Origin of the sequence: Rothia sp. P13129, from assembly GCF_048512865.1 — a bacterium.
Lineage (GTDB): Bacteria > Actinomycetota > Actinomycetes > Actinomycetales > Micrococcaceae > Rothia.
In genome coordinates this window covers 1-25,426 of record NZ_JBLXYA010000009.1, presented here as the reverse complement: position 1 = coordinate 25,426, position 25,426 = coordinate 1, and the positions used below count along the sequence as shown (strand labels likewise).

The following is a 25,426-nucleotide window of genomic DNA, read 5'->3' as shown; positions in this document are numbered from 1 at the left end:
CAAGGAAGATTTGAGGCAACACATGGGTAACCATAGTGACGGTGTACAGGAACATTCCTCAGCCGTAGTTACCTCTCACGAGGAAAGTAAGGAGAAGTTCAGAGATCCTGGACTTCCTCCGCACGCTCCGCGCCTGACCGACGTGGACCCCAAAAAGGCTAAAGCCGCAGAACGCCAAGTAATTGCTCTGTTCATCATCTCGATGCTCGGATCAGTGCTTTTCTGGTTTGCGTACTTTGGTGTTCGCATCGGCGGAGATTACTACGACGTATTGAACCCCGCCGCAACAGATCAGCTACGTCTGCAAAACCTATTGCTTGGCTTGGGTATCGCTTTTGCAATGTTCGGTATCGGTATCGGTATCGTCCACTGGGCACGCACCTTGATGCCTGACCACGAAATGATGGAAGAGCGGCACGCTGTTCGCACCGAAGAAGACCGCGCAAAAGCTCAAGAAATCATCGAAACTGTTATTGAAGAATCTGGTATCAAACGCCGTCCGTTGCTTCGTAACACCCTCATCGGCTCTATGATTCTTGCGCCGCTGACCTTCGTCACCTTCCTCCGCGACCTTGGTCCAGCAGACCCCGCCGTTCTCAAATACACCCTCTGGGATAAAGGTGTTCGCCTCGTGCGTGACCCTTCCGGAACGCCTATCAAAGCAGCTGACGTTACTATCGGTTCCGCATACCACGTACTTCCAGAGACCTTGGTTTCTGTATCTCACGAAAACGGATACCTTGAAGAAAAAGCAAAAGCAGTTGTTCTGCTCATGCGTCTTGACCCAGCTGAACTAAAGGTCTCTAAGGGACGTGAAGACTGGAACGTCGATGGCATTATCGCTTACTCCAAAGTTTGCACTCACGTAGGCTGCCCCATCGCTCTGTACGAGCAACGCACACACCACCTCTTGTGCCCTTGCCACCAGTCGACCTTCGATGCTGCTGATGAATGCAAGGTTGTGTTCGGGCCAGCTGGTCACGCACTACCCCAGCTTCCTATCACCGTAGATGACGAAGGCTACTTGGTAGCTCGTAGCGACTTTAAAGAGCCTGTTGGTCCCGCTTATTGGGAACGTGCACAACACGTCAAAGAGATGGCAGGTGAACAATAAAAATGTCACATACTACTCAGACTGAATACACTCCAAAGACTTCAACCGGACGTATCGCAAACTTTGTGGACTCCCGTGTTGGACTTTCTGGAATCGTTAAAGAGTTTGGTCGCAAAATCTTCCCCGACCACTGGTCCTTCATGTTCGGTGAGGTTGCTCTTTACAGCCTCGTGATTCTCATTATCTCCGGAACATTCCTAACCTTCTGGTTCAACCCTTCAACAGCTTCAGTAGCCTACGACGGCTCCTACCTGCCGATGAAGGGTACCGAAATGTCCGTGGCGTTTGAATCCGCTTTGCATATCTCTTTTGATATTCGTGGCGGTCTTCTGATTCGTCAGATTCACCACTGGGCAGCATTGATGTTCATGCTCGCCATCTGCATTCACATGCTTCGCGTATTCTTTACCGGCGCTTTCCGTCGACCACGCGAGCTGAACTGGGTTGTTGGTTGTGTCCTCTTCATCCTCGGCATTTTTGCTGGCTTTACCGGATACTCCCTACCCGACGACGTGCTTTCCGGTAACGGTCTACGCATTGTCGATGGCATTATGATGGCAATTCCAGTTGTGGGAACTTATCTTTCTCTCTTCTTCTTCGGAGGAGAATTCCCCGGACACTACATCATCGGGCGTTTATACTCCTTGCACATTATGATCATCCCCGCGTTGATTCTTCTCTGTGTAGCCATCCACTTGTTCATGGTTGTTGTTCACAAACATACCCAGTACCCTGGACCTGGACGTCGTGAAGATAACGTTGTGGGCTTCCCTGTTGGCCCGGTATATGCTGCAAAAGCTGGCGGTTTCTTCTTCATCGTCTTCGGAATCATCGCATTTTTGGCGGCAACTTTCACCATTAACGCTATTTGGAACTACGGACCCTACGATCCATCCCCTGTTCAGGCAGGTACTCAGCCTGACTGGTACGTTGGTTTTGGCGATGGTGCTTTGCGTCTTTGGCCTGGCGTATGGCCTTTCCCTTGGGAATTTGAATTCCTCGGTGGTACTTGGGTTCTGAACGTTCTTCTCCCCTTTGCCATGGCTGGCGTCATTATCATGTTCATGTTTGGATGGCCGTGGATTGAACGTTGGGTTACTAAAGACGATAAAGAACATCATATTCTTGACCGTCCACGCAATGCTCCTTTCCGTACTGGAGCTGGTGTTGCTGGCGTTATCGCATATAGTGTTTTGATGATTGCAGCGTCCTCTGACCTCATTGCAACTCACTTCCACGTATCCTTGAACGATGTTGCTTACTGGCTACGAGTTCTATTCTTCATCGGCCCAGTTATTGGCTATATGATTACCTATCGCCTATGCCTATCATTGCAGCGTAAAGACCGCGAACTTGTCTTACACGGTATTGAAACTGGTCGTGTTGTGCAGCTTCCTCACGGCGAATTTATCGAGGTGCATAAGCCACTGGACGAGTTCCGTCGTTACAAACTCGTTGCCTTTGAAAACCATGAAGTTATTCCTGCCCAACCTAACAAAAAGGGTAAGATTTCTTTGATGGAAAAGACTCGTGGCAAACTATCTCAGCTATGGTTTGAAGACCGAGTTGCTCCGGTAACTCCTGCTGAGCTTGAAGCAGCGCATCATGATCACGGTCATGATGAGTTGGATTCTCATTCATCAGGTGAAGCTCTCGAGAAGTAAAATATAGTTCTCCACATAAAAAGGAGTGGTACTGGCTAGTTTTAGCCGGTACCACTCAACTATTTTAAGAACCTTTTCAGCACCTATAGGAGTTGCTACAGACCATTTGGATTCCGCAGTGATGCTACGCACAACGTAATTGTAGAAGAAACAGCACCAAAGCCTCGGGACCGAACCCGCTTCACCGTCGCAACTTGCTCCCACTCAGTAGCCCTGTCTGCTGCCACTTCCCCACCAACGCCTCCAACTCAAGCTACCGGCTCCGGCGAATAACGCCTAGTACAGTCTGCCGTTACCCATTGTCTGAGGTTGCCGGAATTGTCGGGAGTGTTGAGAAAAGTTCATATGTGAGAAGTGCACCCCGAAAACAGGCTCACAGAGCTGGGAGCCTATGATGTCTGAGCAGCTCAGTGAGAGTTCGTGGCTGAGATTGGGCGTAAGGGCGGGAGCCGAAGAATAGAAGCCCAACGCGTGAGCCTTTCGCTAAGGCTCACGCGTTGGGAAGGCTGTGGAAGAATGCTCATTCTATCGGCCGTAGAGCGCAGATTCAGGCTTTGAAAGAGGCCGGGTATAAATAATGCGAAGTTGCCGAAAAATGGGTTTAGGTATTGCCGCAATCAAGCGTGCCTGGAACTGAGCCGAAAGGTATCATTCCTGAAGCTTAATCAGGCTATGACCGCTTCCCCAGCTTGCCCCTCACTCCTTCAACGCTCCTACCGCCTGGGTAATAGAGGTTCCTGGATGCTCCTCACGATACCTCCTAATTTCCTTAGCAGACGGGTATGGTTGATTCTTTTCCTTCCTCGGAGGAATCTTCTCAAAACTGCCGTCTGAGGTAATGACAAAGACAGCTAGAGACACAAGCATGAAAGCTGCTAGATGCTGCTGAAGTACAAGGGTCACTCCTGCTCCAAGAAGTACTATCGAGAGTAGAAGCTTGCTCTTCTTCACTCAAGTGATTGGCGACAGTTAAACCCCATCACGCACACTGTAAGCAAGTCAACTTACTACATCACAAACTAATAAAGGAGACAACAAACTCCCTAGTCAGCAAGCTCTGAAAAAACTTACGTAACGCTCTTGCTGTCGGGGTGCTAAGTGGACAACACCACTGGGCTTTGACGGAGCAGTGCTCAGCCCAACCAGCACCTGTACATCCCTAAAAATGCCGAACCGACACCCAAAACCTCAGCGCCCCACCAAAAAGAAAACCCAATTTACTTACACACGTCTGGCACTGAGGTGCAACTCCGTAAAGAACCTTTACCCCCTGACTTACAGCAGACCTCAAAATCGTCAATATAAGGCATGGGCGAAAACACAAATTGCTGCCCCGTGTGCTCTAAAAACCTCAGCAGAACCCAATACTCTATACCTCTATTGCTCAGGCTTATGCAAAACCAATACCTCGATAAGCGTGATACTCAAGCGATCGCTCTGTAGGCATCAATTTAGGTTCTTAAAACCTCTTAGTGTAAACAATGTGTTTTAGTCGAAGATGTTTTATGCTCAACTCCATGTTCTTTTCATAATGGAGGGCATAAAAAAATGGTGTTCTAGGTTCATTGTGAACCTAGAACACCATTGACACAATGATGTCTGTAGTTAGCTCATTAGTGAGCGTGATCTCCACGGTTATATTCGTAGACCCAGCCGACACAAGCTAGAACCGATAGCGGAAGCGCAATACCTACAATCCACCAGCCCAAAGCTAAGCCAATCACTAATAGTGCGCAGACCGCAGCAATAACGATAGGCCACCAAGACCATGGAGAATAGAAGCCGTAGTCACCTGCAGCCTCAATAATTTCTCCGTCTTCATTATCGCTCGGTTGATCCGGATGCAACTTATCGGTATAGAACAAGAACCCTGATAGGAATAAGCACATGATGGCGGTTACCATAATCGCGGGGAATCCTGCTAAATCACTGAACTTCGACATAAAACCGTAGATGAGTCCTACGGGGATGAGGAAGACTCCAATGAGCCCAAAAAGCCAAGCAATACTTTTCATCGTAGGCTACTTCCTTTCTCCGCTTGCTACAGCCTGACGAGCAGCCATCGCAACATCAACGTTGGTTGAGAGTTCTGGGTGGTGTAAGTCAAGAGCTGGACGTTCAGAACGGATACGTGGCAACGCGGTGAAGTTGTGGCGAGGAGGTGGGCAAGATGTTGCCCATTCCAAGGATGCGCCGAAGCCCCATGGGTCATCAACTTCAACTTTGGTTCCGTAACGTGCTGTGATGTAAACATTCCAGAAGAATGGAATCATCGATACTGCAAGAATCATGGAACCAACGGTGGAGAGCTGGTTCATCCATGTGAATCCATCTTCAGGCATATAATCTGCGTAACGACGAGGCATACCTACAACACCTAGCCAGTGCTGGATGAGGAAGGTCATATGGAATCCTGTGAATAGGAGCCAGAAGTGAATTTTGCCGAGACGTTCGTTAAGCATTTTACCAGTCCACTTTGGCCACCAGAAATAGAAGCCTGCGAACATGGAGAATACCACGGTACCGAAGATAACGTAGTGGAAGTGAGCTACCACGAAGTAGGTATCTGATACGTGGAAGTCCAGTGGAGGTGTTGCCAAGATAATACCGGTGAGACCGCCGAAGAGGAACGTGACCAAGAACCCGAGAACCCAAATAATAGGTGTCTCAAAGGTGATTGATCCTCGCCACATGGTACCAATCCAGTTGAAGAATTTCATACCGGTAGGAACACCAATCATCATGGTCATGAAGGAGAAGAATGGCAACATTACTGCGCCTGTAACGTACATATGGTGTGCCCACACAGTCACGGAAAGAGCAGCAATTGAAATCGTTGCAAAGACTAGACCTTTGTAACCAAAGATAGGCTTGCGAGAGAAAACTGGAATAATCTCGGAGACAATACCAAAGAATGGTAGCGCGAGGACGTATACCTCAGGGTGTCCAAAGAACCAGAAGAGGTGCTGCCATAGAATAGCGCCACCGTTTTCAGGATCAAAGATATGTCCACCAAGACGACGATCCATACCCAACGCAAATAGCGCAGAAGCTAGAGGAGGGAAGATCATGATAATCAAAATCGAGGTAATAAGAGTTGTCCATGTGAAAACAGACATACGCCACATCGTCATACCTGGGGCACGCATGCACAAGATGGTGGTAATAAAGTTAACGCCACCCATAATGGTTCCAAAGCCCTGAAGAGCAAGACCAAAGACCCACAGGTCTCCACCAATGCTTGGTGAGTAGGTGGTGCTGTTCAATGGCGCGTAGGCGAACCATCCGAAGGATGCAGCACCCTGAGGGGTGATAAACCCAGCGATGGCAACTAGAGAGCCAAAGAGGAAGAACCAGAACGCGAGTGAGTTCAGTCGTGGGAACGCAACGTCCGGAGCGCCAATTTGTAAGGGAATAAGGATGTTTGCAAAGCCAGTAAATGCAGGGGTACCAAACATGAGAAGCATGAGGGTTCCGTGCATGGTGAACAGCTGGTTGAACTGTTCTTTGGTTTGCAAGAACTGCATGCCAGGTTCAAAAAGCTCAATACGCATGAGCAGAGCCATGATACCTGCGATGCAGAAAAAGATGAATGATGCTATGAGGTACATGTACCCAATAGTTTTGTGGTCAGTGGAAGTTATCCAATTGACGAAGATTCGCCCTTTAGATTTAGGTACCACGCGGGGGGCAACCTGACCCCCATCCGCTGAGTATTCCAAGCTAGTCACGGGTCACCTCTTAGTTTCGGATGTTTTGGTTAGGATTACGGTTGTATTCATCGCCGAGAATACCCTGAGTTTCAGGGTCTGAAGCTAATTTCTTCATATATGCTTCGTATTCTTCAGGAGAGACAACCTTGACATTGAAGAGCATTTCCGAATGGTATTCGCCGCAAAGCTCTGCACACTTACCAGCGTATGTAGCTTCTTCAGCACCAGTGGTGAAGTACATGTGGTTGGTCATGCCAGGAACGGTGTCTCGCTTTTCCAAGAAAGCAGGAACCCAGAATGAGTGAATAACATCGCGGGTTTTAAGAACGAGATCAACGGTTGAATTCGTTGGTAGGTAGAGAGTGGGAAGAGTCTCTTCAACTCCTTCAGAACCGTCGAGGCTCAAATGTGCTTGAACACCAGAGGTATGCACATTGGAATCTAGGTAGTTGAAGTCCCAAGCCCACTGCTTGCCATACACTTCAATGGTGACGTCAGGGTTATCAGATTTTGGTGCAGTAATTTGACGTTCAGCAGTATCGGAGAACGTAAACAAGCTGACAATCATGATAACCGGAATAATGGTGTAGAAGATCTCCAGAGGAGCATGGTAGCTCAGCTGGCGTGGATAACCTGTTTCATTTTTGCGTCGACGGTAAGCGATAATGCACCAAAGCATTAGTCCCCAAGTAATCAACCCAACAATGATGGCAGCAGCCCAAGACCCAATCCATAGATCCATGATGGTGTCTGCGTTGTCGGTAACTCCACGCTTTGTGGGCAACCAGCCCACCTCTGCCTGATCTGAACAACCTGTCATCAGCAATACAGAAGCTGAGGCAATGGCGTTAGTGGCCAATGCCTTGAGCTTGATACTGCCGGTTCGATGCTGCGAACTCACAGACGGCCCTTCCTTTTAGCGGTGTGCGTGCTATCTAAGACGAAAACTGTGTGTGGACAGAAAACGCCTCTAAAAATTCTTTCAGTATGAGCTTACCTTGATTCTGCTCATTCTGCTGACACTGTGTCACTGAACTTGCCGCTATTTCTTAACTATTTCGGTATTTTTACTCTTTTGAGAGAGATATTAGCTTGTGTCGTATGGGTAACAAGCCAATATCCCTCTCAAAAGTTTTGTCTAGGACTCTTAGTGGAATGAGTCTCCACAAGCGCAAGATCCTTGCGCGTTGGGGTTATCGATAGAGAAGCCTTGTTTTTCGATAGTGTCTTCAAAATCAATAGTTGAGCCATCGAGGTAAGGAACACTCATACGGTCAACGATGACTTCTACCCCGTCAAAAGAACGGATAGCGTCTCCATCGAGAACTCTTTCATCGAAGTACAACTGATAAATTAGCCCTGAACAACCCCCTGGCTGAACGGCAACACGTAGACGCAAGTCAGTTCGGCCCTCTTGTTCTAGTAAGGCACGTACTTTCTGTGCTGCGACGTCAGTCAGATTGACTCCGTGTGTGGGAGTATCAGTGGTTACTGTTTCGGTCATTACCAATTCCTTCTCTTATGGATTTAGCCTGCAAGAGCAAACTAAAGGTATGTGTTACTCAATATCCTAGAACAAAAATACCCTTATCAGTATTTCCTGAAGCTCTAACGTGTTGAGAGACATGCTTTAGTGTAAGAAAGTGCAATAGCTTTATTGGCTAAGGTGGCTAATAATGAGCGCTTCAGCCAAAATGGCGCGCTCAAAATCGGGAAGATATAGAGACTCATTTGCGCTGTGAGCGCGGGTATCTGGGTCTTCAATTCCGGTAATCAGGATATGAGCCTCAGGGAAGGCCTCTTTGAGGTCTGCAATAAACGGGATAGAACCGCCCATACCTGTTTGTGCAGGCTCAACATCCCAAGCGCTGTGCATTGCAGCTAAGGCAAGCTCAACGCTGTCTTCTGTTGGGTCTGCACTGAAAGGCTGACCACTGTCTGATTCCGTATATCGAACTTCTGCACCCCACGGAACATGCTTAAGTAAGTGCTCTTCAAGTTTCTGGTGCGCTTCTTGAGGGTTTTGTCCCGGTGCGAGTCTCATGCTGAGCATTGCTCGGGAGGTCGCCGCAATAGTGTTAGAAGACTCGGCTACTGATGGGATATCCATGCCAATAATGGAGATAGCTGGCTGCGCCCATAGGCGTGAGGTGATGCTTCCTTCTCCTGCAAGAGTTACTGAATCAAGGATTCCTGAGTCTTGACGGAAGTCTGCTTCTGGATATTCAACCTCAGGTTCAGGTGCATAAGTTAAACCTTCAACTGCTACTGAACCTTTACTATCATGTAGTGTGCTCAACAAGCGAACTAAAACAGTATGAGCATCCAACATCGGGCCACCAAACATGCCAGAATGAACAGCATGATCACCCACACGAACTTCCACCGACCCGCTGGCAACACCACGTAAGCCCGTCGTCAAAGCAGGAACACCCGCACGCCAATTCGCCGAGTCAGCAACCACAATCACATCGCTAGCCAACTTCTGTCGATACTTCTGAATAAACGACGTAAAACTCGGCGAACCAGCTTCTTCCTCTCCCTCAATAAAGAGAGTCACTCCAGCTAAAAACTGTTCACCAAGTACCTCGCTCACAGCACGAAACGCAGACAAGTGAGCCATAACGCCAGCTTTATCGTCAGCTGCCCCGCGACCATACAACCGGTCACCTTTGCGAGTAGCCACAAAAGGCTCAGTATCCCAAAGTGCACAATCACCAACCGGCTGAACATCGTGATGGGCATAAAGCAAAATGGTGGGATACCCCTCAGCAGCAGGCTTCGTTGCAACAACAGCAGGCATGCCCTCTTTTTGATCAGGCCCATATGAGGCGCTAAGAATCTCTACCTCTGGAAAACCAGCAGCTAAAGCTAACTCCTTGACCTTCTGAGCGCTACGAGTAACCTCAGAAAGATCAAAACTTTCCCACGCAATAGATGGGATAGCAACAAGATCTGTCAACTCTTGAAGAGTCTGCTCAAAATCCTGACCAATCTTCTCTTGAAGAGCCTGACGATACGGAAAACTAAACTTTGATTCAATACTCATAGATATAACATTACGCGGTTATGAGCGTTCTTGCAGATTCTCCGATATTCTTAGAGAGTGTTTGGACGTAAAAAGAAATCTAGTGAACAAGAGCCCCTGGTAGAAGAAACCACGGTAGCTCCCAATGAAGACCCCCAAAACCCGCATTACACTGCACCCAAAGGGCGACCAACCCCTTCTCGAAAAGAACGAGAAGCAGCACGGAAAAAACCTCTCATACCGGCTGATAGAAAAGCCGCGAAACAAGCAGAGCGAGAAGCTATCCGTGAACAACGCCTACGCGAAAACAGAGCAATGCACACCGGCGAAGAACGGTATCTACCAGCACGAGATAAAGGACCTCAACGTCGCTATATTCGTGACTATGTAGACGCCCGATTCAACATTGGTGACTTCATGATTCTTGCTGTCATCTTTATCTTCGTTCTGGGGCTATTTACCCCTCAACTACGCTTTATCTCCACTGCTCTTATGTGGCTATTCATCCTCATCTGGGCACTCGACAGCTGGATGATGTGGCGTAAATTGAAGAAGAAACTCCTCGAAAAATTTTCAGACATCGAACCAGGAAGTGCATTCTATGCGGTCAATCGTGTCTTGATGATTCGACGCTTCCGCCTACCGAAGCCACAGGTTAAACGCGGAGAATACCCACGATAAAAAACCTATAAAAATATTCCGTGTTCGTTTACTTTTTAGTAAACGAACACGGAATATTTTTATATATATCAAGAGCGTAAAGCCAATAAATCCTTATTAATACGGTGAGCCCACAATGGCCCCTCATACAAGAACGCAGTGTACCCCTGAACTAAATCAGCTCCAGCATCCAAACGTTCCTGAACGTCCTGAGCATCAGTAACTCCACCCACTGCAATAATCGACAAACGCTCACCCACATATTCTTTGAGCAAACGAATAACCTCTAACGACCGAGGCTTAAGAGGCCTGCCCGAAAGACCTCCCTCACCACAAGCTGCAACTTCTTCTGCAGAAGAAACCAAGCCTAGATTCTCTCGAGCGATAGTCGTATTGGTCGCGATAATTCCGTCAAGCCCTAAATCAACAGCTAACTGTGCAATATCTTTAATATCTTCATCCGCAAGATCCGGAGCAATCTTCACCGCCAAGGGAACTCGACGAGAAGAGACAACCTTATCAGCCTCAGCTCGAACAACTTCAAGTAACGGACGTAAAGATTCCACCGACTGCAAAGAACGTAACCCCGGAGTATTCGGAGAGCTAACATTGACAACTAAATAATCAGCCTGTGGCGCCAACGTACGCGTACTAATCTTATAATCTTCTAAAGCGTCCTCTAAAGGTACAACTTTTGTCTTTCCAATATTGACCCCCACAATAGGCCGCACCTGCTGAGAATCATATTCAGCATCAATATCAGCTCTAGCACTAGCAATACGAGGACCTACCGCAGCGGCACCATCATTATTAAATCCCATGCGGTTAACCACCGCATAATCCTTGACTAAACGGAAAAGACGCTGAGGAGGATTTCCCGGTTGAGGCTGAGCTGTAACTGTCCCCACTTCAACGTGGCCAAAACCTAAATCAGCTAAAGCATTAATAGCTCGAGCCTCTTTATCAAAACCAGCAGCTAACCCAAATGGAGAAGGAAAATCTAAACCCATGACGGTGGTCCTCAACCGCGGGTCAGGACGCAAAACTCGACGTCCCAAACGAGTAAGCCCCGAAGCTCTGAGGAACCGAATACCCCAATACCCCACCCTATGGGCTTTCTCTGCGTCCATAGGGACAAAAATAACTTTGAATAAGGCAGGATAAATCCTCATAGCACCCTCTTTATCATCAGCAATACAACGCTACAACAATTCTAACGTTTCAAAAAAATTTAATGACTAACGCCCCGCAACTTGATCTACCGCACCACCATAACGACGATCACGACGAGCATACTGCTCAACAGCATCCCACAGCACCAAACGGTCGACATCTGGCCACAACACATCAAGAAATACCAGTTCAGCGTAAGCACTTTGCCACAACAAGAAATTTGACGTACGCAACTCCCCCGAAGACCGAAGAAACAAATCAACATCAGGTACTTCTGGCTGATACAAATACCGCGATAACATCTTCTCATTCACAGAATGCGGTTTAACCACCCCTGCAGCAACATCTTGAGCAAGAGCTTGAGCAGCGTCTGCAATCTCAGCACGCCCACCATAATTGACACACATAACTAACGTGCATACCGTATTATTTTTTGTCTGCTCCTGACAATATTCCAACTGACGGATAACAGATTTCCAAAGCTTTGGCTTACGTCCAGCCCACAGAACCCGAACACCCCACGACTGCAAAGTATCTAACTGACGAGTCAAAACTTCCGTCACAAAACGCATGATAAAACTGACTTCATCAATACTGCGACGCCAATTCTCTGTAGAAAAAGCATAAGCAGAAACGTACGGAATGCCCATCTCAATAGCACCAGCAACCACATCAACAAGAGAATGCTCCCCTGCCTTGTGCCCCTCATTACGAGGCAAGCCACGCTGATTAGCCCAACGCCCATTACCGTCCATCACCACCGCAACATGACGCGGAATAAACTGACGCGGAATCTTCGGAGGAACAGCCCCAGAAGGATGCGGATCAGGAAAAACAGGCATAACTATATATCCTTTTTCAACAGAGAGAATGATTTAAGAGGTTTCTCTAAATGCCATTGTACGTACCCAGAGACAAAAGAAAAGGCAGCATAAGATAACAACTCAGTATCTAACTGAGCTAACTTATCCCACTGAGAACGACTCACAAACATCAAATACTGACGAACATCCTCTGGCATCACAAAAACTTTAGAATGAACAATAGAACGACTACACACCTTACATACAGCACCATATTCTGGCGAAAACCGCCACGGATCCCCACAACCATCACAAATAGCACAAGAATCTAGCGAAAAACCCCAGCCAGCATACCCTAATGCACGGAGCACATAAGAGTTAAGAACATCATAAGGACGAAGACGCTCTTGAGCTAAAGCAGACAAAGCACCAGCCAAAAGAAGAAAATGAGACTCAACACCCTCACCTTCAAAAGAGGTTAACGCCTCAGCAACCTCGCTCAAAACAGAAGCAACAATATAGGAAGAATAATTCCCCATAATTGCACCTGTATAAGCACGCCGAGTCTGAACCTGCGTCACCGTCGATAAATTTTTACCTGACCGTAAAGACACATCAACGTACATAAAAGGCTCAAGCCGACCGCCAAAAGCAGAACGTCCTTTACGTACTCCACGAGCCACAGCATGAACCACACCATGCGAACGGGTCAAGAGAATAATAATACGGTCGCTCTCCCCCAAAACTTGGGTCCTCAATACTAATGCCTGGTCCGTATACGAACGAGAGGTTGAAGATACCGTACTCACAACGACCATTATCTCACATCCCCAAAAGAACAACAGAAAACCGGTACAAGAACTCCTCAAGTTCTTGTACCGGTTTCCAACAGCGTCAAAAAGACCTAGCTCTCTTCACGCAAAGCACGGTTCACCGCAGAAGTAAGAGCCTTTAACGAAGACCACGTCGTTGACGAGTCAATACCGATACCCCATAACACACGATTGCCAACAGCTGCCTCAATATAGCTAGCAGCCTGAGCCTCTGACGTTGAAGATAACGTATGCTCAGAATAATCAAGCACCCTCAAATCAACACCTTCAGACTGGAAAATAGACTGCATCGCATGAATAGGTCCGTTGCCCGTACCAACTCGTTCAAAACGGCGACCAGCAACATTCAACCCCACACGCAAGGTCGTCACACCACCGGCTTGAGACTCTACAACCATGGAATCCAAATAGAATCTTCCCCAACGTTGAGCAGTATCATGATGAGGTAAATACTCATCATTAAAAATCCTCCAAAGATTCTCAGACGTAACTTCGCCACCCTCAGCATCCGTCTGAGCCTGAACAATCGACGAAAACTCAATCTGCGCACGGCGAGGTAAGTCTAAACCAAAATCTTTCTTCATAAGATAAGCGACCCCACCCTTACCAGACTGAGAATTTACACGAATAACAGCCTCATAACTACGGCCAACATCTCGCGGGTCAATCGGAAGATACGGAACCTCCCACACCAAATCGTCAATGCTCTTTCCTTGCTGCTGAGCAGCCTTCTCCATTGCTTCAAAACCCTTTTTAATAGCGTCCTGATGAGAACCAGAAAAAGCCGTGAAAACGAGGTCGCCACCATATGGAGAACGCTCATGTACCGGAAGCTGATTACAATACTCAACGGTACGACGAACCTCATCAATTTGAGAAAAATCAATCTTAGGGTCAATTCCTTGCGTAAACAGGTTTAACCCTAAAGTAACTAAATCGACGTTACCGGTGCGCTCGCCATTGCCGAACAGGCACCCTTCAATACGGTCTGCCCCAGCAAGATACCCAAGTTCTGCCGCCGCAACTCCTGTTCCTCGATCATTGTGAGGGTGCAAAGACAAAATGACGTGTTCTCGATGTTCAAGATGTCGGCTCATCCACTCAACAGAATCGGCATATACATTCGGAGTTGCCATCTCTACTGTTGCTGGAAGGTTGATAATGACTTCGCGCCCAGGTCCAATACCTAACTCGTTGGTTACGGCATTGCAGACTCGTACCGCATACTCTAATTCAGTGCCAGTAAAAGATTCTGGTGAATACTCATAGGTGATTTCTGTGCAAGAAGCGTATTGTTCCTCATATTTCATACACAAGCGTGCACCGTTAAGGGCAATGTCTAAGATGCCGTCTTGATCTTGATTAAAAACAACCTTACGCTGCAAAACAGACGTAGAATTATAAAAATGAACAATGGCTCGTTGAGCCCCTGCAAGAGCCTCAAAAGTCCGTTCGATAAGATGCTCGCGGCACTGCACTAACACCTGAATCGTGACATCCTCAGGGATATGTCCACCTTCAATCAGGGTACGAACAAAATTAAAATCGGTTTGCGAAGCAGAGGGGAAACCTACCTCAATTTCCTTATAACCCATCCTCACAAGTAGCTTAAACATTGCTAGTTTACGTTCGCTATCCATGGGATCGATAAGTGCCTGATTACCATCTCGTAAATCGACAGCGCACCAACGTGGTGCCTGCGTCGCAACCTTATGTGGCCACGTTCTGTCAGGTAAGTCAACAGCAATCTTTTCAGAAAAAGGGCGGTACTTATGTACCGGCATGGGGGAAGGTTTTTGAAAATTTTTCATGGTGTATGATGCCTTAGCTTGAAGAAAAAAGAAAGACCGGAGACAACGAACTCCGTAACGACTATCCGATCTTGTCAATACTGAATTTTAGGGGTCGTTACGGCAACTAAGGAGAAAATAAAAAATATGTATCACCTCTTGAACGTACCACGAGAGTGAAAATCCTCAAGAAAACAACTCTCCCCCATTCCAATATATGAAAAGGGTGTGTAGCTTTATGACAAAGCTACACACCCTTAACGCCTTACAGCATGCACCTAGTATTCATAGGATTGCTGGCACTTCACCTGATCAGCAGTTTGACCAGAAGCGTCACCTGCAATAGACGTTTCTTTCTGCGAAAGAACATCCCCCGATGTGAAATCCTGACCAATCACTACAGTCACAGCATCATAAGAAGCTGATCCTTCAACCACCGTAATACCGAGTTTTTGAGCAATCTGCTGAGCTTGTCCCGCGTAACCAGCTGGATAATATACCGCTGAAGCCGCGTATTCAGTATCAGAATGTTCTGCCGTAATATGTGAATATCCCAAGGAAGCGACCACTTTTTCAATATCCTGTTCACGATGTTCAGCGCCTGAAGCGTTAAGCACCGTAATCGGAGCAGAATAATCTAAAGAGACCTGCTCCTCAGTTGCCTGCTCAGGTTCTTGAGTCTCTTCTGTTGGTGCTTGTTCCGGAGCAGGAGCAGACTTATCTGTTAGCCCGCGATCCTCGCGAAGACGTTCAAAGAGATCTTCTGCAGAAGGTGCTAATTGCAACTTGTTTGCATCATAAAGATAAGGCTCATTCGGAACGGTAGCGAACACTACCTTGCTCAAATCAATAGACGCAAACATCGCACCAATATTTACAAGAGTTGCCGGGTTTGTTAGCCCCTTATCTACCGTAACGTTTTGTGTAACAGCCTCAGCAATATTAAATAGCTGAGTAGGATTAGTCAGTGTACCTTCTGATTTAACTTTACGGAGAAGGGAAGCAAGGAAACTCTGCTGAGCGGCGATTCGACTCGTATCACTGCCATCACTATAACCATGGCGAGAACGCAAAAATGCTAGAGCCTGTTCTCCCTCTACTGATGAAACACCCGCAGGCAACTTCAACCCACTATAGGAATCATCAATAGCCTGAGTCACACACACCTGAACACCGCCAACAACATGAGAAAGAGCCTTCACCGCATTAAAATCAACAAGCATAAAATGATCAATATTAATACCGGTCAAAGAACTAATGGTCGCTACCGTGCAACCAGGTCCACCATGGTTGAGCGATTCATTAATCTGTAATCCAGAAGCAGCTGGGTAAACCATCCCCGTTATTGGGCTTGTACACTTCGGAATATCAACGATGAGGTCTCGAGGAAAAGAAATAACTGACACGTCCTGACGATTTTGGCTGACCTGAACCAACATCATTACGTCTGAACGAGCCCCTGAATTAGCATCCTCTAAACTGCCGTACGCTGCATTATTACCAGCACGTGTGTCTGAGCCAATCACCAGAATATCCAACGGCCCATCACTGAGACTTCCACTAGCATATTCGCCAATATTTAATGAAGCCGTGTGGACGTTAGTACGCAACCTCAGAAGATTAACTCCTGCTACTGCCACGATGAAGAGAAACGCCCCGACGCAGGACAACGCAATCCACCGGTAACGATGAGAACGTACCGGCTCTTGACGCATATGTCGACCAAACCCTACAAGACGATTCGGATCCGAAGAGTTCTGCTTTGGGTGTGTCACTGATTCTCCCATCAGAAAATGCTAAAAGTAATACTTTGGTTAATATCTATACGATCACTATTTAAGACCTGAGAAGATGTCTAACGGTGACGTACCGAGTATTTAGAATTTTAGAACCCGAGTCTTCCGAGTGCGCGAGGGTCACGTTGCCAATCTTTTGCAACCTTCACATGAATATCTAGATACACCTTAGTGCCCAATAATGCTTCAATATTCTTACGGGACTCTGCACCAATTTCTCTGAGTCGAGAACCACCTTTACCAATAATAATTGCTTTTTGAGAAGGTCGTTCAACGAAAAGATTGACATGAATATCGACTAGCGGATTATTCTCCGGCCGTCCTTCACGCGGCTGCATTTCTTCGACAGTAACTGCTACTGAGTGAGGTAGCTCGTCTCGTACTCCTTCAAGTGCAGCCTCACGAATGAGTTCGGCGACAAGGGTAACTTCTGGCTCATCTGTAAGTTCACCTTCAGGGTATAAAGGTGGCGAATCAGGTAAGAAAGTCGAAAAAAGCTCTGCTAACTGATTAACCTGATAATCTTTTACCGCTGAAACCGGAATAATTGAAGCCCATCCGCCTTTGCCGTCAACAACAGGGGTGTTGAACGGTTCGCCTTCTCCCTGACGACGTGCTTTTTCACGTTGTGCAGCAGGGCCAGTATCCTTACGGAAGGGAAGATTCTTCACAGTATTTTTCTGACGAGAAGCCTTTGCCTGCCGCTGAGCACGCTGTGCACGTTGGGCGCGTTCTGCACTCATCACTTCTTCGCCTAATGCCTGAACAGCAAGAAGGTGTTCTGCAAGTTCTGCTGAAGAAACCTTATCGGCTTTAGTCACAATAGCTACGATTGGCTTATGACCTGCAGCTGCAATTTGAGAAGCAATATAGCGGTCACCTGGGCCAATTTTTTCATCAGCCGGAATGCAAAAGCCAATAACATCAACTTCAGAAAGCGTCTGAGCAACCATATCATTCAAACGCTCACCTAAAAGAGTGCGAGGACGGTGTAATCCGGGTGTATCAACAAGGATTAACTGAAAATTGTCCTGATGAACTATTCCACGAATCGTATGACGAGTCGTCTGCGGACGGTTCGATGTAATAGCAATCTTTTGGCCTACAAGCGCATTCGTCAACGTAGACTTACCAGCGTTTGGGCGCCCAACAAGAACCGCGAAACCTGCAGAAAAATCTTCCGGAAAAGTGGAAAGCTCCACACATACTCCCTTATTCAATAAATATAACTATTCTCTATACTCTACCGCGATAAAAGACAAGCCACAGCTAAATGTTCCTGTGCCCTGCCCCTAAATCTCCTTGAGAACTACTTGATATGTTGTCTGCGGACTTTTCACCATCGGCAGCCCAGACCAATAATGTGCCAATTTGGTTACGGCGACCACGAGCACCAATAGCGCGGATACCGATACCGTTAACTACGACTTGGCTACCGATAATAGGAACTTTGCCAAGGTATTTAGAAAGTAAACCTCCGGCAGTGTCTACCTCTTCATCATCAAGTTCAATATCAAAAAGTTCTCCTAATTCTTCAACACTAAGACGAGAACTAATCTTGAAACTTCCATCTGGTTCAGCTTTAATCTCAGGTGTTTCTTGGTCATATTCATCAGAAATATCACCAACAAGTTCCTCAATGAGATCTTCGAGGGTGACCAGACCAGCAGTACCACCATACTCATCAACAACGATGGCTACATGTGTAGATTCTCGTTGCATCTGACGTAACAAGTCCATGACTCGTTTAGATTCTGGCTCGAACCGAGCAGGACGTAAAAGCGAAGCAACGGTGTGTGTAGATGAGTTATTTTGATTTTCTACCGTTGCCTCAACCACATCTTTGAGATATAGGAAACCTTGGATATCATCAAAATCTTCACCTAAAACGGGCATTCGAGAGTATCCAGAACGCAAGAAAAGATTGATGGCATCTTCTAAGGTCTCATCGATGTCCATAGTGACCATATCTGTACGCGGAACCATCACCGAACGAATACGCGTCTCATCCAACTCAAAAATAGAGTGAACCATCTGTGCTTCTTCATTTTCAATGGTTGATTGAGTACTAGCTCGATCTACGAACTCTTTTAACTCATCTTCGGTGAAGTATCCTGCACGGGTGGGTTCATTCTCAGAATCTTTATGACGTTGAAGCACGGAATTTGGTAAAGGCCCCAATACGAAACGTAAGAAATACACCACTGGATAAAAACGGCGAACATACAACTCAGGGTGTGTACGTCCTGACTTCTGTGGCGCCACGGTAAAGAAGAAATAACTGACCGCAGACATCACAAGCCCTGTAAGCAACGCGCTAATCCAGACGGCATCCCATAATAGTTGTAATACTGTAAACGCTGCCACTACTGCAAATGTTTCAAAAATGCCACGCCAAAGCCGAATAGAGAAAATGTATGGGTCAAGAAAATCAGCAATTGCAGCAAGTTTATTGGTTCCTCGTTCTTTACTGAGGTGCTCCATCTCGGTAGAAGGAAGATATGTAAATGCGGTCTCTACTGCGCGTAGTACGTATGCACAGCCAATAAAACATATCAGTAAGACAGGAAGGAGAAAGAAAGCCATAAGTTTAATACCGTGTTTCTACAGGTGCAGGACGTCCCAAAAATGCTTCGAGAATGGAACGCTGAAGAGCGAACATTTCTGCTTCTTCTTCAGCGTTTGCATGGTCATAACCGAGACAATGCAAGATTCCGTGTACCGTTAGCAGGCACATCTCGTCAATAGTACTGTGTCCAGCTTGCTGACCTTGGCGGGCAGCTACTGGTGGGCACAAAACAATATCTCCTAAAACGCCAACTGTAAGATTTTCTGCCGTTCCAACGCTGAGTTCATCCATTGGAAAAGACATGACATCTGTCGGTCCAGGAAGGTCCATCCACTCAAGATGGATACGCTCCATCTCTGCTTCACCAACCACAGCTATCGAAAGCTCTGTATTTTCTGAGATATGTAGACGTTCAAACGTATGGTGTACTAAATCTGTAATTGTCTGCTGGTCAAAAGACGCAAAAGATTCTCTTGTCCACGTATCAGCAGAATCGTCAAGGAGTTCAATATCAAAATCAATGGGCATTAGCTATTATCCTTTTCTGCCTCAAAACCAGTTTTCTCTAGAAGCTTTTCTGCAGCTGCTTCAATAGTCTGACGTTTAACCTTACGTTGACGTTTGCGTTCCATAGCGGTTTTATCTTCATCCCAACGGTTATACGCAGAAACAATATCTGAAACTAAGGCATGACGTACCACGTCTGTTGCATCAAGAATTGAGAAGCTAATATCATCAATGCCTTCGAGGATTTGACGTATCTGACGTAAACCAGATGCTTGCCCATGAGGTAAATCAATCTGAGTAATATCGCCCGTAACCACAATCTTTGACCCAAACCCTAGACGGGTGAGAAACATTTTCATCTGCTCAACAGTAGTATTTTGGGCTTCGTCTAAGATGATGAAGGCGTCGTTGAGCGTACGTCCACGCATATAGGCTAAGGGCGCAACCTCAATGGTTCCAGCTTCCATGAGCCGAGGAATAGATTCGGGATCTAACATATCGTGTAGCGCATCGTACAGTGGGCGCAGATAGGGGTCAATTTTATCGTTGAGTGAGCCTGGCAAAAAGCCTAATCGCTCCCCTGCCTCAACTGCTGGTCGAGTCAAAATAATGCGATTCACTTCTTTAGCTTGTAAAGCTTGAACAGCTTTAGCCATTGCGAGGTACGTTTTACCAGTACCAGCAGGGCCGATACCAAAAATAACGGTATTGTCGTCGATAGAATCTACATATTTCTTCTGGTTAATGGTTTTCGGGCGAATGCTCTTGCCACGTGAGCTGAGAATATTATGAGACATCGCAATAGCAGGGCTTGCAAGCTCTTGTGAAAGCATTCCTATAATCCGTGAAATAACCTCAGCTGTGATAGGGACAGACTGTTGACTGAGATGACGTAACTCCCCTAAGAGACGAATAACGGTCGTTACAAGTTCAGAATTTCCGGTAATCACCACATCTAAGTTCTTAGGCTGAATTGTGATGCCGGGGAATTTCTCTTCTAATAGTGTCAAAAAACTATCTGAGGGACCTAGCACAGAGACCATCTCATCATCAGAGGTGAAAGAAAATGTGCGTACGACAGATAACGGGCGATCTTGATGGGGGTGTATTGCGCTGATAGGGTTTTCTTGCACGGGTGCTCCTTAAACTCCACTGGTCAATAGTCTATCGGGGTGCTGGTCTTCTGCGGAGTATGAAGCCAACGAAAAATACTTCTTCCTGAGAGGGAAAATATTTTTTTGAGTATGCTTCTACCATGCCTTTGAAAGTGTATTAATCACGCAAAGTGCGGCACTTCCTGCAGTAGAGGACCGTAAGACGTGTTCCCCTAAGAGGCAAACTGTTGCACCAGCGTTTTCAAATGCTTCAAGTTCTTGCGCAGATATGCCGCCTTCTGGCCCCACTACGAGATAGATACGTTGTGGTAGGTTTTCTGAATCGTTGAGATATTGGGTCAGTGAGAGTGTTCCTTGTTCATGCAAAATAATAGCTAATGCCCCCTGCGCAATTTCTTCGGTTAGGTATTTAGCTAGCTCACGTGAGGATACTAAATTCTCAATCTGAGGGACCCAGCTACGTCGTGCTTGCTTTGCTGCAGCGCGGACAGTGTTGCTCCATTTTGCGTGTGCTTTTGCTGCTCGTTCTTTTTTCCATCGGACAATAGAACGGTCAGCACTCCATGGAATGACTCCCCCAATACCTAGTTCTGTGGCTGTTTCTATAGCCAATATATCTCTGTCTTGTTTAGCTAATGCTTGAACCAGAATAATTTCAGTTGATAGCTCTTCGCGCACTATAGTGTCTACGCGAACTTCTAACCCATCATCGAGATAGGACGCGACCTCTGCGTGGGCTCGTATGCCTCTCCCATCCGCGAGGTCTATGGCCTCACCTATTTCTAAACGTTTCACGACTTTAGCATGATGCCCTTCGACCCCCTGCACGGCGATAAGTTGCCCAGGAGTTGCTGATTGAAGTTCATCAGAGGAAACATAGAAAATAGGTGAGGTCACAGAATATCCTTTGTACTTTTAGCGGTCGAAGCGTTCTTTAAAACGTGAGAAGAAACCGTGCTTCTCTCGGACTGTTTCACTAATTTTGAGATCTTCTTGACGACTATGAGCAAATTGCTGAAGCATTTCGCGTTGCTCTTCTGTCAAGTTTGTGGGTGTTTTGACCTGAACATGGACTTTGAGTGAGCCGCGGTCTGCCCGATCAAAGCGAGTGACGCCTAAGCCTTTCAGGGTGACAATATCTCCAGATTGAGTACCCGGTTTAATAGTTACTACTTGTGGACCATCAAAAGTTTCTAAGGTTACTTCAGTGCCGAGAGCAGCTGCCGCCATGCTAATAGCGATGGTGGCATGTAAGTCATCATTTTCGCGGGTAAAAGTGTCGTGTTGATTGACGCGAAGATCCACATAGAGGTCTCCTGCTGGTCCGCCTGCTGTACCAGCCTCACCATAACCGGCTAGACGCATACGCGCGCCTGAAGAAACACCAGCCGGAATTTTAATGGTGATGGGCTTCCGTTCTCGGACTCGTCCTTCACCGTAACATTCTGGGCAGGGGCTTTGAATAACAGTGCCGAAAGTATTACAAGAGGGGCACGCGACAGGCTGTACTACAGTTCCAAGGATAGATTGAACTTGTCGTTGCATATATCCTTGTCCGCGGCAGGTATCACAGGTGATAGGGGCTGTTCCTTCAGCGCAACCGTCACCATCACATTTTTCGCAGGTTACTGCGGTATCAACGGTAATAGGTTTTTCTGCACCAAATACGGCGTCTTCAAGGTTGATACGAACCGTAATGCGAGCGTCTTGACCCTGACGTGTTCGGCTCGTAGGTCCCTGTTGCGGTTGGTTAAAGAAGGTCTCAAAAATATCCGAGAACCCACCGAATCCTCCGAAGTTTGCTCCCCCGAAACCACCTTGTGCCTGTCCGTTTTCGTTTCCGGTTTGGTCATAAATACGTCGTTTATCCGGGTCTGAGAGAACATCGTGGGCATGGGATACGCGCTTGAACTCTTCGGCGGCTTCTGCTGAAGGGTTAATATCAGGGTGAAGCTGGCGGGCTTTTTTACGGTATGCCTTTTTAATTTCTTCGGGGCTTGCATCAGGGGAAACACCTAATGTTTCATAGTGACTGCTCACTCACATCATCCTTATCGTGTGTTGCTATGTGTTGAAAGTATTTTGTAGAAATTCTAGTCGTTGAGAACTAACTACCCAAAATTTTTGAAAGATATTTTGCTACAGCTCGTACCGCTGCGGTACTGCCCGCATAGTCCATTCTGGTTGGTCCAACAACCCCAAGCTTAGCGGTACAACTAGGCGAGCTATATACGGAAGTCACGATAGACGTCTCGGCAAGAGGCGCCGCGCTATTTTCTGTGCCAATACGCACAGCGTATCCTCGTGGGTCTTGAGCCATCTCAGCTAGTAAGTGCAACATTGTTACTTGTTCTTCTAAAGCTTCTAAGATAGGGGCGATACTAGTACTAAAATCTTCTGTCGATTGCGCCAAATATGACGTTCCAGCAATCAGAAGTTTTGAGGTGTCCCGTGGGGATAGCAACTGCCCTAGAGCGTCAAGAACACCATTTTCTAAGCTATGAGGGGCATGATGAGATGAAGAGAACGATGATAAGAGAGCTCGCGCAATATGGTATTTCTGTTGCTGACATTTTTCGATGAGTCGAGTTCGAAGCAACTCAAGCTCTTCTTCCCTATACCGTTCAACCTGCGCTAGTCGTTGGGTGAGCTGCCCAGAGTTGCTAATCAACATTACCGTTACATGATGTTCTCCAACAGGTATCAGCTCAATATGTCGCACAACATTTTCTGGTGCTGAAGGATATTGCAGGATAGCAACTTGCTGAGTGAGCTGTGACAGTATTTTAACTGTCTGTGCAAGTATTTCGTCGATGCTGTCATAAGAATCTAAAAGACGATGAATCGCTCGTTTTTGTGCAGCTGAAAGAGGGCGAGGGTTAGAAAGCTCGTCCACGAAGAAACGATACCCTTTTTCTGTGGGAATACGTCCCGCGCTCGAATGCGGTGCTGAGATAAGACCCTGCTCTTCAAGGATAGACATATCGTTACGAACCGTGGCGCTAGAAACGCCTAAATGATGGCGTTCGATGAGCGCTTTAGACCCCACCGGCTCGCGGAAACTGATATAGTCCTCAACGATTGCTTGGAGGATCTTATGCTGACGAGATTGCGTCACGGAACCTACCTTGAAATAGAGAGAAATTAGCACTACTGCACTTTAAGTGCCAATGTAACTGTAGTACTGAAACCTATCAAAACCCTAGCGCGTACGCTCAGGGCTAATGGAATAAAATACTTACTATGGAAAATTACTATGCGTGGGGTGCTCAAGAACTCAACCAACTACACCAAAGAAGGCAACCAGAGATACAAGAAGTTCATCTGGTTCAAGGAATGCTCCTTGAAGACGTTCATAGTGGTTGGGTTGGGATTGCTAAAACGTATGAGCGTATCGGCGCTGAAGGCATGGTGGGATTAGAAGATCATCGAGGAAAAATTAAAACTTTTCCCTTGGGTTTTGGGTTTCTTCTTGAAGGGACTCCTGTCAAAGTCCTACCACCTCGCGCAAAGAATACTCGTAGTGTCCCAAAAATTAGTCGTTCGGGATCTATTGCTGTAGAGAACGCACCTGCTCAAGTTGCCCGCGCCTCACGTATCTGGGTTGAAGGTATCCACGATGCAGAACTGGTTGAAAAAGTGTGGGGACATGATTTGCGTGTTGAAGGTATTGTGGTAGAACCGTTACACGGTATCGATGACTTGCCTGATGCTGTTCGTGAGTTTTGCCCTGCACCGCACCGACGATTAGGTGTTCTTGTTGACCATCTAGTAGAAGGTTCTAAAGAAAGCCACATTGTGGCTCAGACATTACAGATACCTGGTGCTAGGAATAACGTGCAGATTGTTGGACATCCTTTTGTTGATATTTGGCAGGCTGTACGTCCTCAACGACTAGGAATAAAAAAATGGCCAGTTATTCCTCGTGAAGAAGAATGGAAAAAAGGTGTACTCAAAAGGCTAGGGTTGCCCTGCGCGAGTCAAGAAGATGTTGCTCAGGCATGGAAAAAGATTCTAGGACGAGTGAACTCTTATCAAGATTTAGAACCTACTCTGTTAGCTCCGGTTGAACAATTAATCGATTTTCTGATGGAATCACCTGAGTAAAGGTTCAGCTGTGCTAAAGGTCTCGACTAAAGTGAAGAAAAAGATTACAAAAGTTCTTCTAGATTGAACACATCAGACCTAGAATGGATTGTAATCTTTTATCTCGTAATCATTTAGCCTGTCTCGCAACTTTTAGAAGAGTGAGTGTTTTTTGAAAACTGTTGTATCCCCTGACTCTAAGTTTGAGGGTTCATCCACACCTATGAACAAGTTAACGGTCCAGCAGGATCGCAACATCGCAACCCTCGCCCACTTTGGAGGTGTCATTGGTTGCATCCCCTCGGGTATTATTCTTTACCTCTACCGAGGACGCGGACCTTTCGCCGAACAAGAAGCTCGTGAAGCATTTAATTTCACCCTCTTGCCTTCTATCGTCATCGTGTTTTCGGTACTTTTTGCTGGAACACCTAAAATTGGTTGGCTATTTGGCCTCATCGCAGCATTGACGTGGACGTACCTTGCTGTCATGTCTTTACGTGCTGGAATTAAAGTCAACCGCTCTAACCCTTACCAATATAAATTCAATACTTTTCTCTTTGAACGCATTCTCTCAC

General features: G+C 46.7%; 22 protein-coding genes. 5 read left to right on the top strand and 17 right to left on the bottom strand.

Features of this window, described 5'->3' with window-relative positions; all coding sequences use genetic code 11:
- Positions 1–22 precede the first annotated feature (22 nt).
- Positions 23–1,114, top strand: coding sequence for a Rieske 2Fe-2S domain-containing protein (locus tag ACN081_RS06925; RefSeq protein WP_419103429.1), 1,092 nt, complete (start codon positions 23–25; stop codon positions 1,112–1,114).
- A gap of 2 nt (positions 1,115–1,116) precedes the next feature.
- Complete coding sequence (locus ACN081_RS06920; RefSeq protein ID WP_419103428.1) at positions 1,117–2,778, top strand: cytochrome b; 1,662 nt, start codon at positions 1,117–1,119, stop codon at positions 2,776–2,778.
- A gap of 1,613 nt (positions 2,779–4,391) precedes the next feature.
- Here ACN081_RS06920 and ACN081_RS06915 read toward each other — a convergent pair.
- The 5 genes from ACN081_RS06915 to ACN081_RS06895 all read right to left on the bottom strand — a co-directional run bounded on the left by ACN081_RS06915 (position 4,392) and on the right by ACN081_RS06895 (position 9,540).
- A complete protein-coding gene (locus ACN081_RS06915) occupies positions 4,392–4,793 on the bottom strand; it encodes a cytochrome c oxidase subunit 4 (RefSeq protein ID WP_419107353.1) in 402 nt (133 codons plus the stop codon).
- A gap of 6 nt (positions 4,794–4,799) precedes the next feature.
- Positions 4,800–6,509 carry a cytochrome c oxidase subunit I gene (gene ctaD, locus ACN081_RS06910; RefSeq protein ID WP_419103426.1) on the bottom strand — a complete coding sequence of 570 codons (1,710 nt, stop codon included), beginning with the start codon at positions 6,507–6,509 and terminating at the stop codon, positions 4,800–4,802.
- Between the two features lie 10 nt (positions 6,510–6,519).
- Positions 6,520–7,392, bottom strand: coding sequence for a cytochrome c oxidase subunit II (gene coxB / locus ACN081_RS06905; protein ID WP_419107352.1), 873 nt, complete (start codon positions 7,390–7,392; stop codon positions 6,520–6,522).
- A gap of 246 nt (positions 7,393–7,638) precedes the next feature.
- Complete coding sequence (locus ACN081_RS06900; RefSeq protein ID WP_419101706.1) at positions 7,639–7,995, bottom strand: HesB/IscA family protein; 357 nt, start codon at positions 7,993–7,995, stop codon at positions 7,639–7,641.
- 150 nt (positions 7,996–8,145) lie between these two features.
- On the bottom strand, positions 8,146–9,540 hold the full coding sequence (locus tag ACN081_RS06895; RefSeq protein WP_419107351.1) for a dipeptidase: 1,395 nt from the start codon (positions 9,538–9,540) through the stop codon (positions 8,146–8,148).
- A 57-nt stretch (positions 9,541–9,597) separates the two neighbouring features.
- Here ACN081_RS06895 and ACN081_RS06890 point away from each other — a divergent pair, with 57 nt between their 5' ends.
- Positions 9,598–10,200 (top strand): DUF3043 domain-containing protein, encoded by a 603-nt coding sequence (locus ACN081_RS06890; RefSeq protein ID WP_419101704.1) that lies wholly within the window; start codon positions 9,598–9,600, stop codon positions 10,198–10,200.
- A 68-nt stretch (positions 10,201–10,268) separates the two neighbouring features.
- Here the strand turns inward: ACN081_RS06890 and ACN081_RS06885 are convergent, their stop codons facing one another.
- The 12 genes from ACN081_RS06885 to hrcA form a co-directional block, all read right to left on the bottom strand.
- Entirely contained in the window at positions 10,269–11,351 is a 1,083-nt protein-coding gene (locus tag ACN081_RS06885) for a quinone-dependent dihydroorotate dehydrogenase (protein ID WP_419104010.1), read from the bottom strand.
- Positions 11,352–11,417: 66 nt separating this feature from the next.
- Complete coding sequence (locus ACN081_RS06880) at positions 11,418–12,194, bottom strand: isoprenyl transferase (RefSeq protein WP_419104011.1); 777 nt, start codon at positions 12,192–12,194, stop codon at positions 11,418–11,420.
- Positions 12,195–12,196: 2 nt separating this feature from the next.
- Complete coding sequence (recO, locus tag ACN081_RS06875; RefSeq protein WP_419107350.1) at positions 12,197–12,964, bottom strand: DNA repair protein RecO; 768 nt, start codon at positions 12,962–12,964, stop codon at positions 12,197–12,199.
- A gap of 95 nt (positions 12,965–13,059) precedes the next feature.
- Positions 13,060–14,799 carry a 2-isopropylmalate synthase gene (gene leuA / locus ACN081_RS06870; protein WP_419107349.1) on the bottom strand — a complete coding sequence of 580 codons (1,740 nt, stop codon included), beginning with the start codon at positions 14,797–14,799 and terminating at the stop codon, positions 13,060–13,062.
- Positions 14,800–15,056: 257 nt separating this feature from the next.
- Complete coding sequence (locus ACN081_RS06865) at positions 15,057–16,565, bottom strand: LCP family protein (protein WP_419107348.1); 1,509 nt, start codon at positions 16,563–16,565, stop codon at positions 15,057–15,059.
- Positions 16,566–16,663: 98 nt separating this feature from the next.
- Positions 16,664–17,776 (bottom strand): GTPase Era, encoded by a 1,113-nt coding sequence (locus tag ACN081_RS06860; RefSeq protein ID WP_419107347.1) that lies wholly within the window; start codon positions 17,774–17,776, stop codon positions 16,664–16,666.
- A 67-nt stretch (positions 17,777–17,843) separates the two neighbouring features.
- Entirely contained in the window at positions 17,844–19,160 is a 1,317-nt protein-coding gene (locus ACN081_RS06855; RefSeq protein ID WP_419107346.1) for a hemolysin family protein, read from the bottom strand.
- Positions 19,161–19,164: 4 nt separating this feature from the next.
- Positions 19,165–19,671 (bottom strand): rRNA maturation RNase YbeY, encoded by a 507-nt coding sequence (gene ybeY / locus ACN081_RS06850; protein WP_419107345.1) that lies wholly within the window; start codon positions 19,669–19,671, stop codon positions 19,165–19,167.
- Entirely contained in the window at positions 19,671–20,693 is a 1,023-nt protein-coding gene (locus ACN081_RS06845; protein ID WP_419107384.1) for a PhoH family protein, read from the bottom strand. Before ACN081_RS06845 ends, ybeY begins: the two co-directional genes overlap by 1 nt.
- Before the next feature lie 207 nt (positions 20,694–20,900).
- Positions 20,901–21,662, bottom strand: a complete 762-nt coding sequence (locus tag ACN081_RS06840; RefSeq protein ID WP_419107344.1) for a 16S rRNA (uracil(1498)-N(3))-methyltransferase — start codon at positions 21,660–21,662, stop codon at positions 20,901–20,903.
- An 18-nt stretch (positions 21,663–21,680) separates the two neighbouring features.
- Positions 21,681–22,805 carry a molecular chaperone DnaJ gene (dnaJ, locus tag ACN081_RS06835; RefSeq protein WP_419107343.1) on the bottom strand — a complete coding sequence of 375 codons (1,125 nt, stop codon included), beginning with the start codon at positions 22,803–22,805 and terminating at the stop codon, positions 21,681–21,683.
- Positions 22,806–22,872: 67 nt separating this feature from the next.
- Positions 22,873–23,883 carry a heat-inducible transcriptional repressor HrcA gene (gene hrcA / locus ACN081_RS06830; RefSeq protein ID WP_419107342.1) on the bottom strand — a complete coding sequence of 337 codons (1,011 nt, stop codon included), beginning with the start codon at positions 23,881–23,883 and terminating at the stop codon, positions 22,873–22,875.
- Between the two features lie 125 nt (positions 23,884–24,008).
- Here hrcA and ACN081_RS06825 point away from each other — a divergent pair, with 125 nt between their 5' ends.
- Positions 24,009–24,872, top strand: coding sequence for a DUF3097 family protein (locus ACN081_RS06825; protein WP_419107341.1), 864 nt, complete (start codon positions 24,009–24,011; stop codon positions 24,870–24,872).
- 202 nt (positions 24,873–25,074) lie between these two features.
- On the top strand, positions 25,075–25,426 hold a 352-nt coding region (locus ACN081_RS06820), incomplete at its 3' end, for a DUF4870 domain-containing protein (protein ID WP_419107340.1).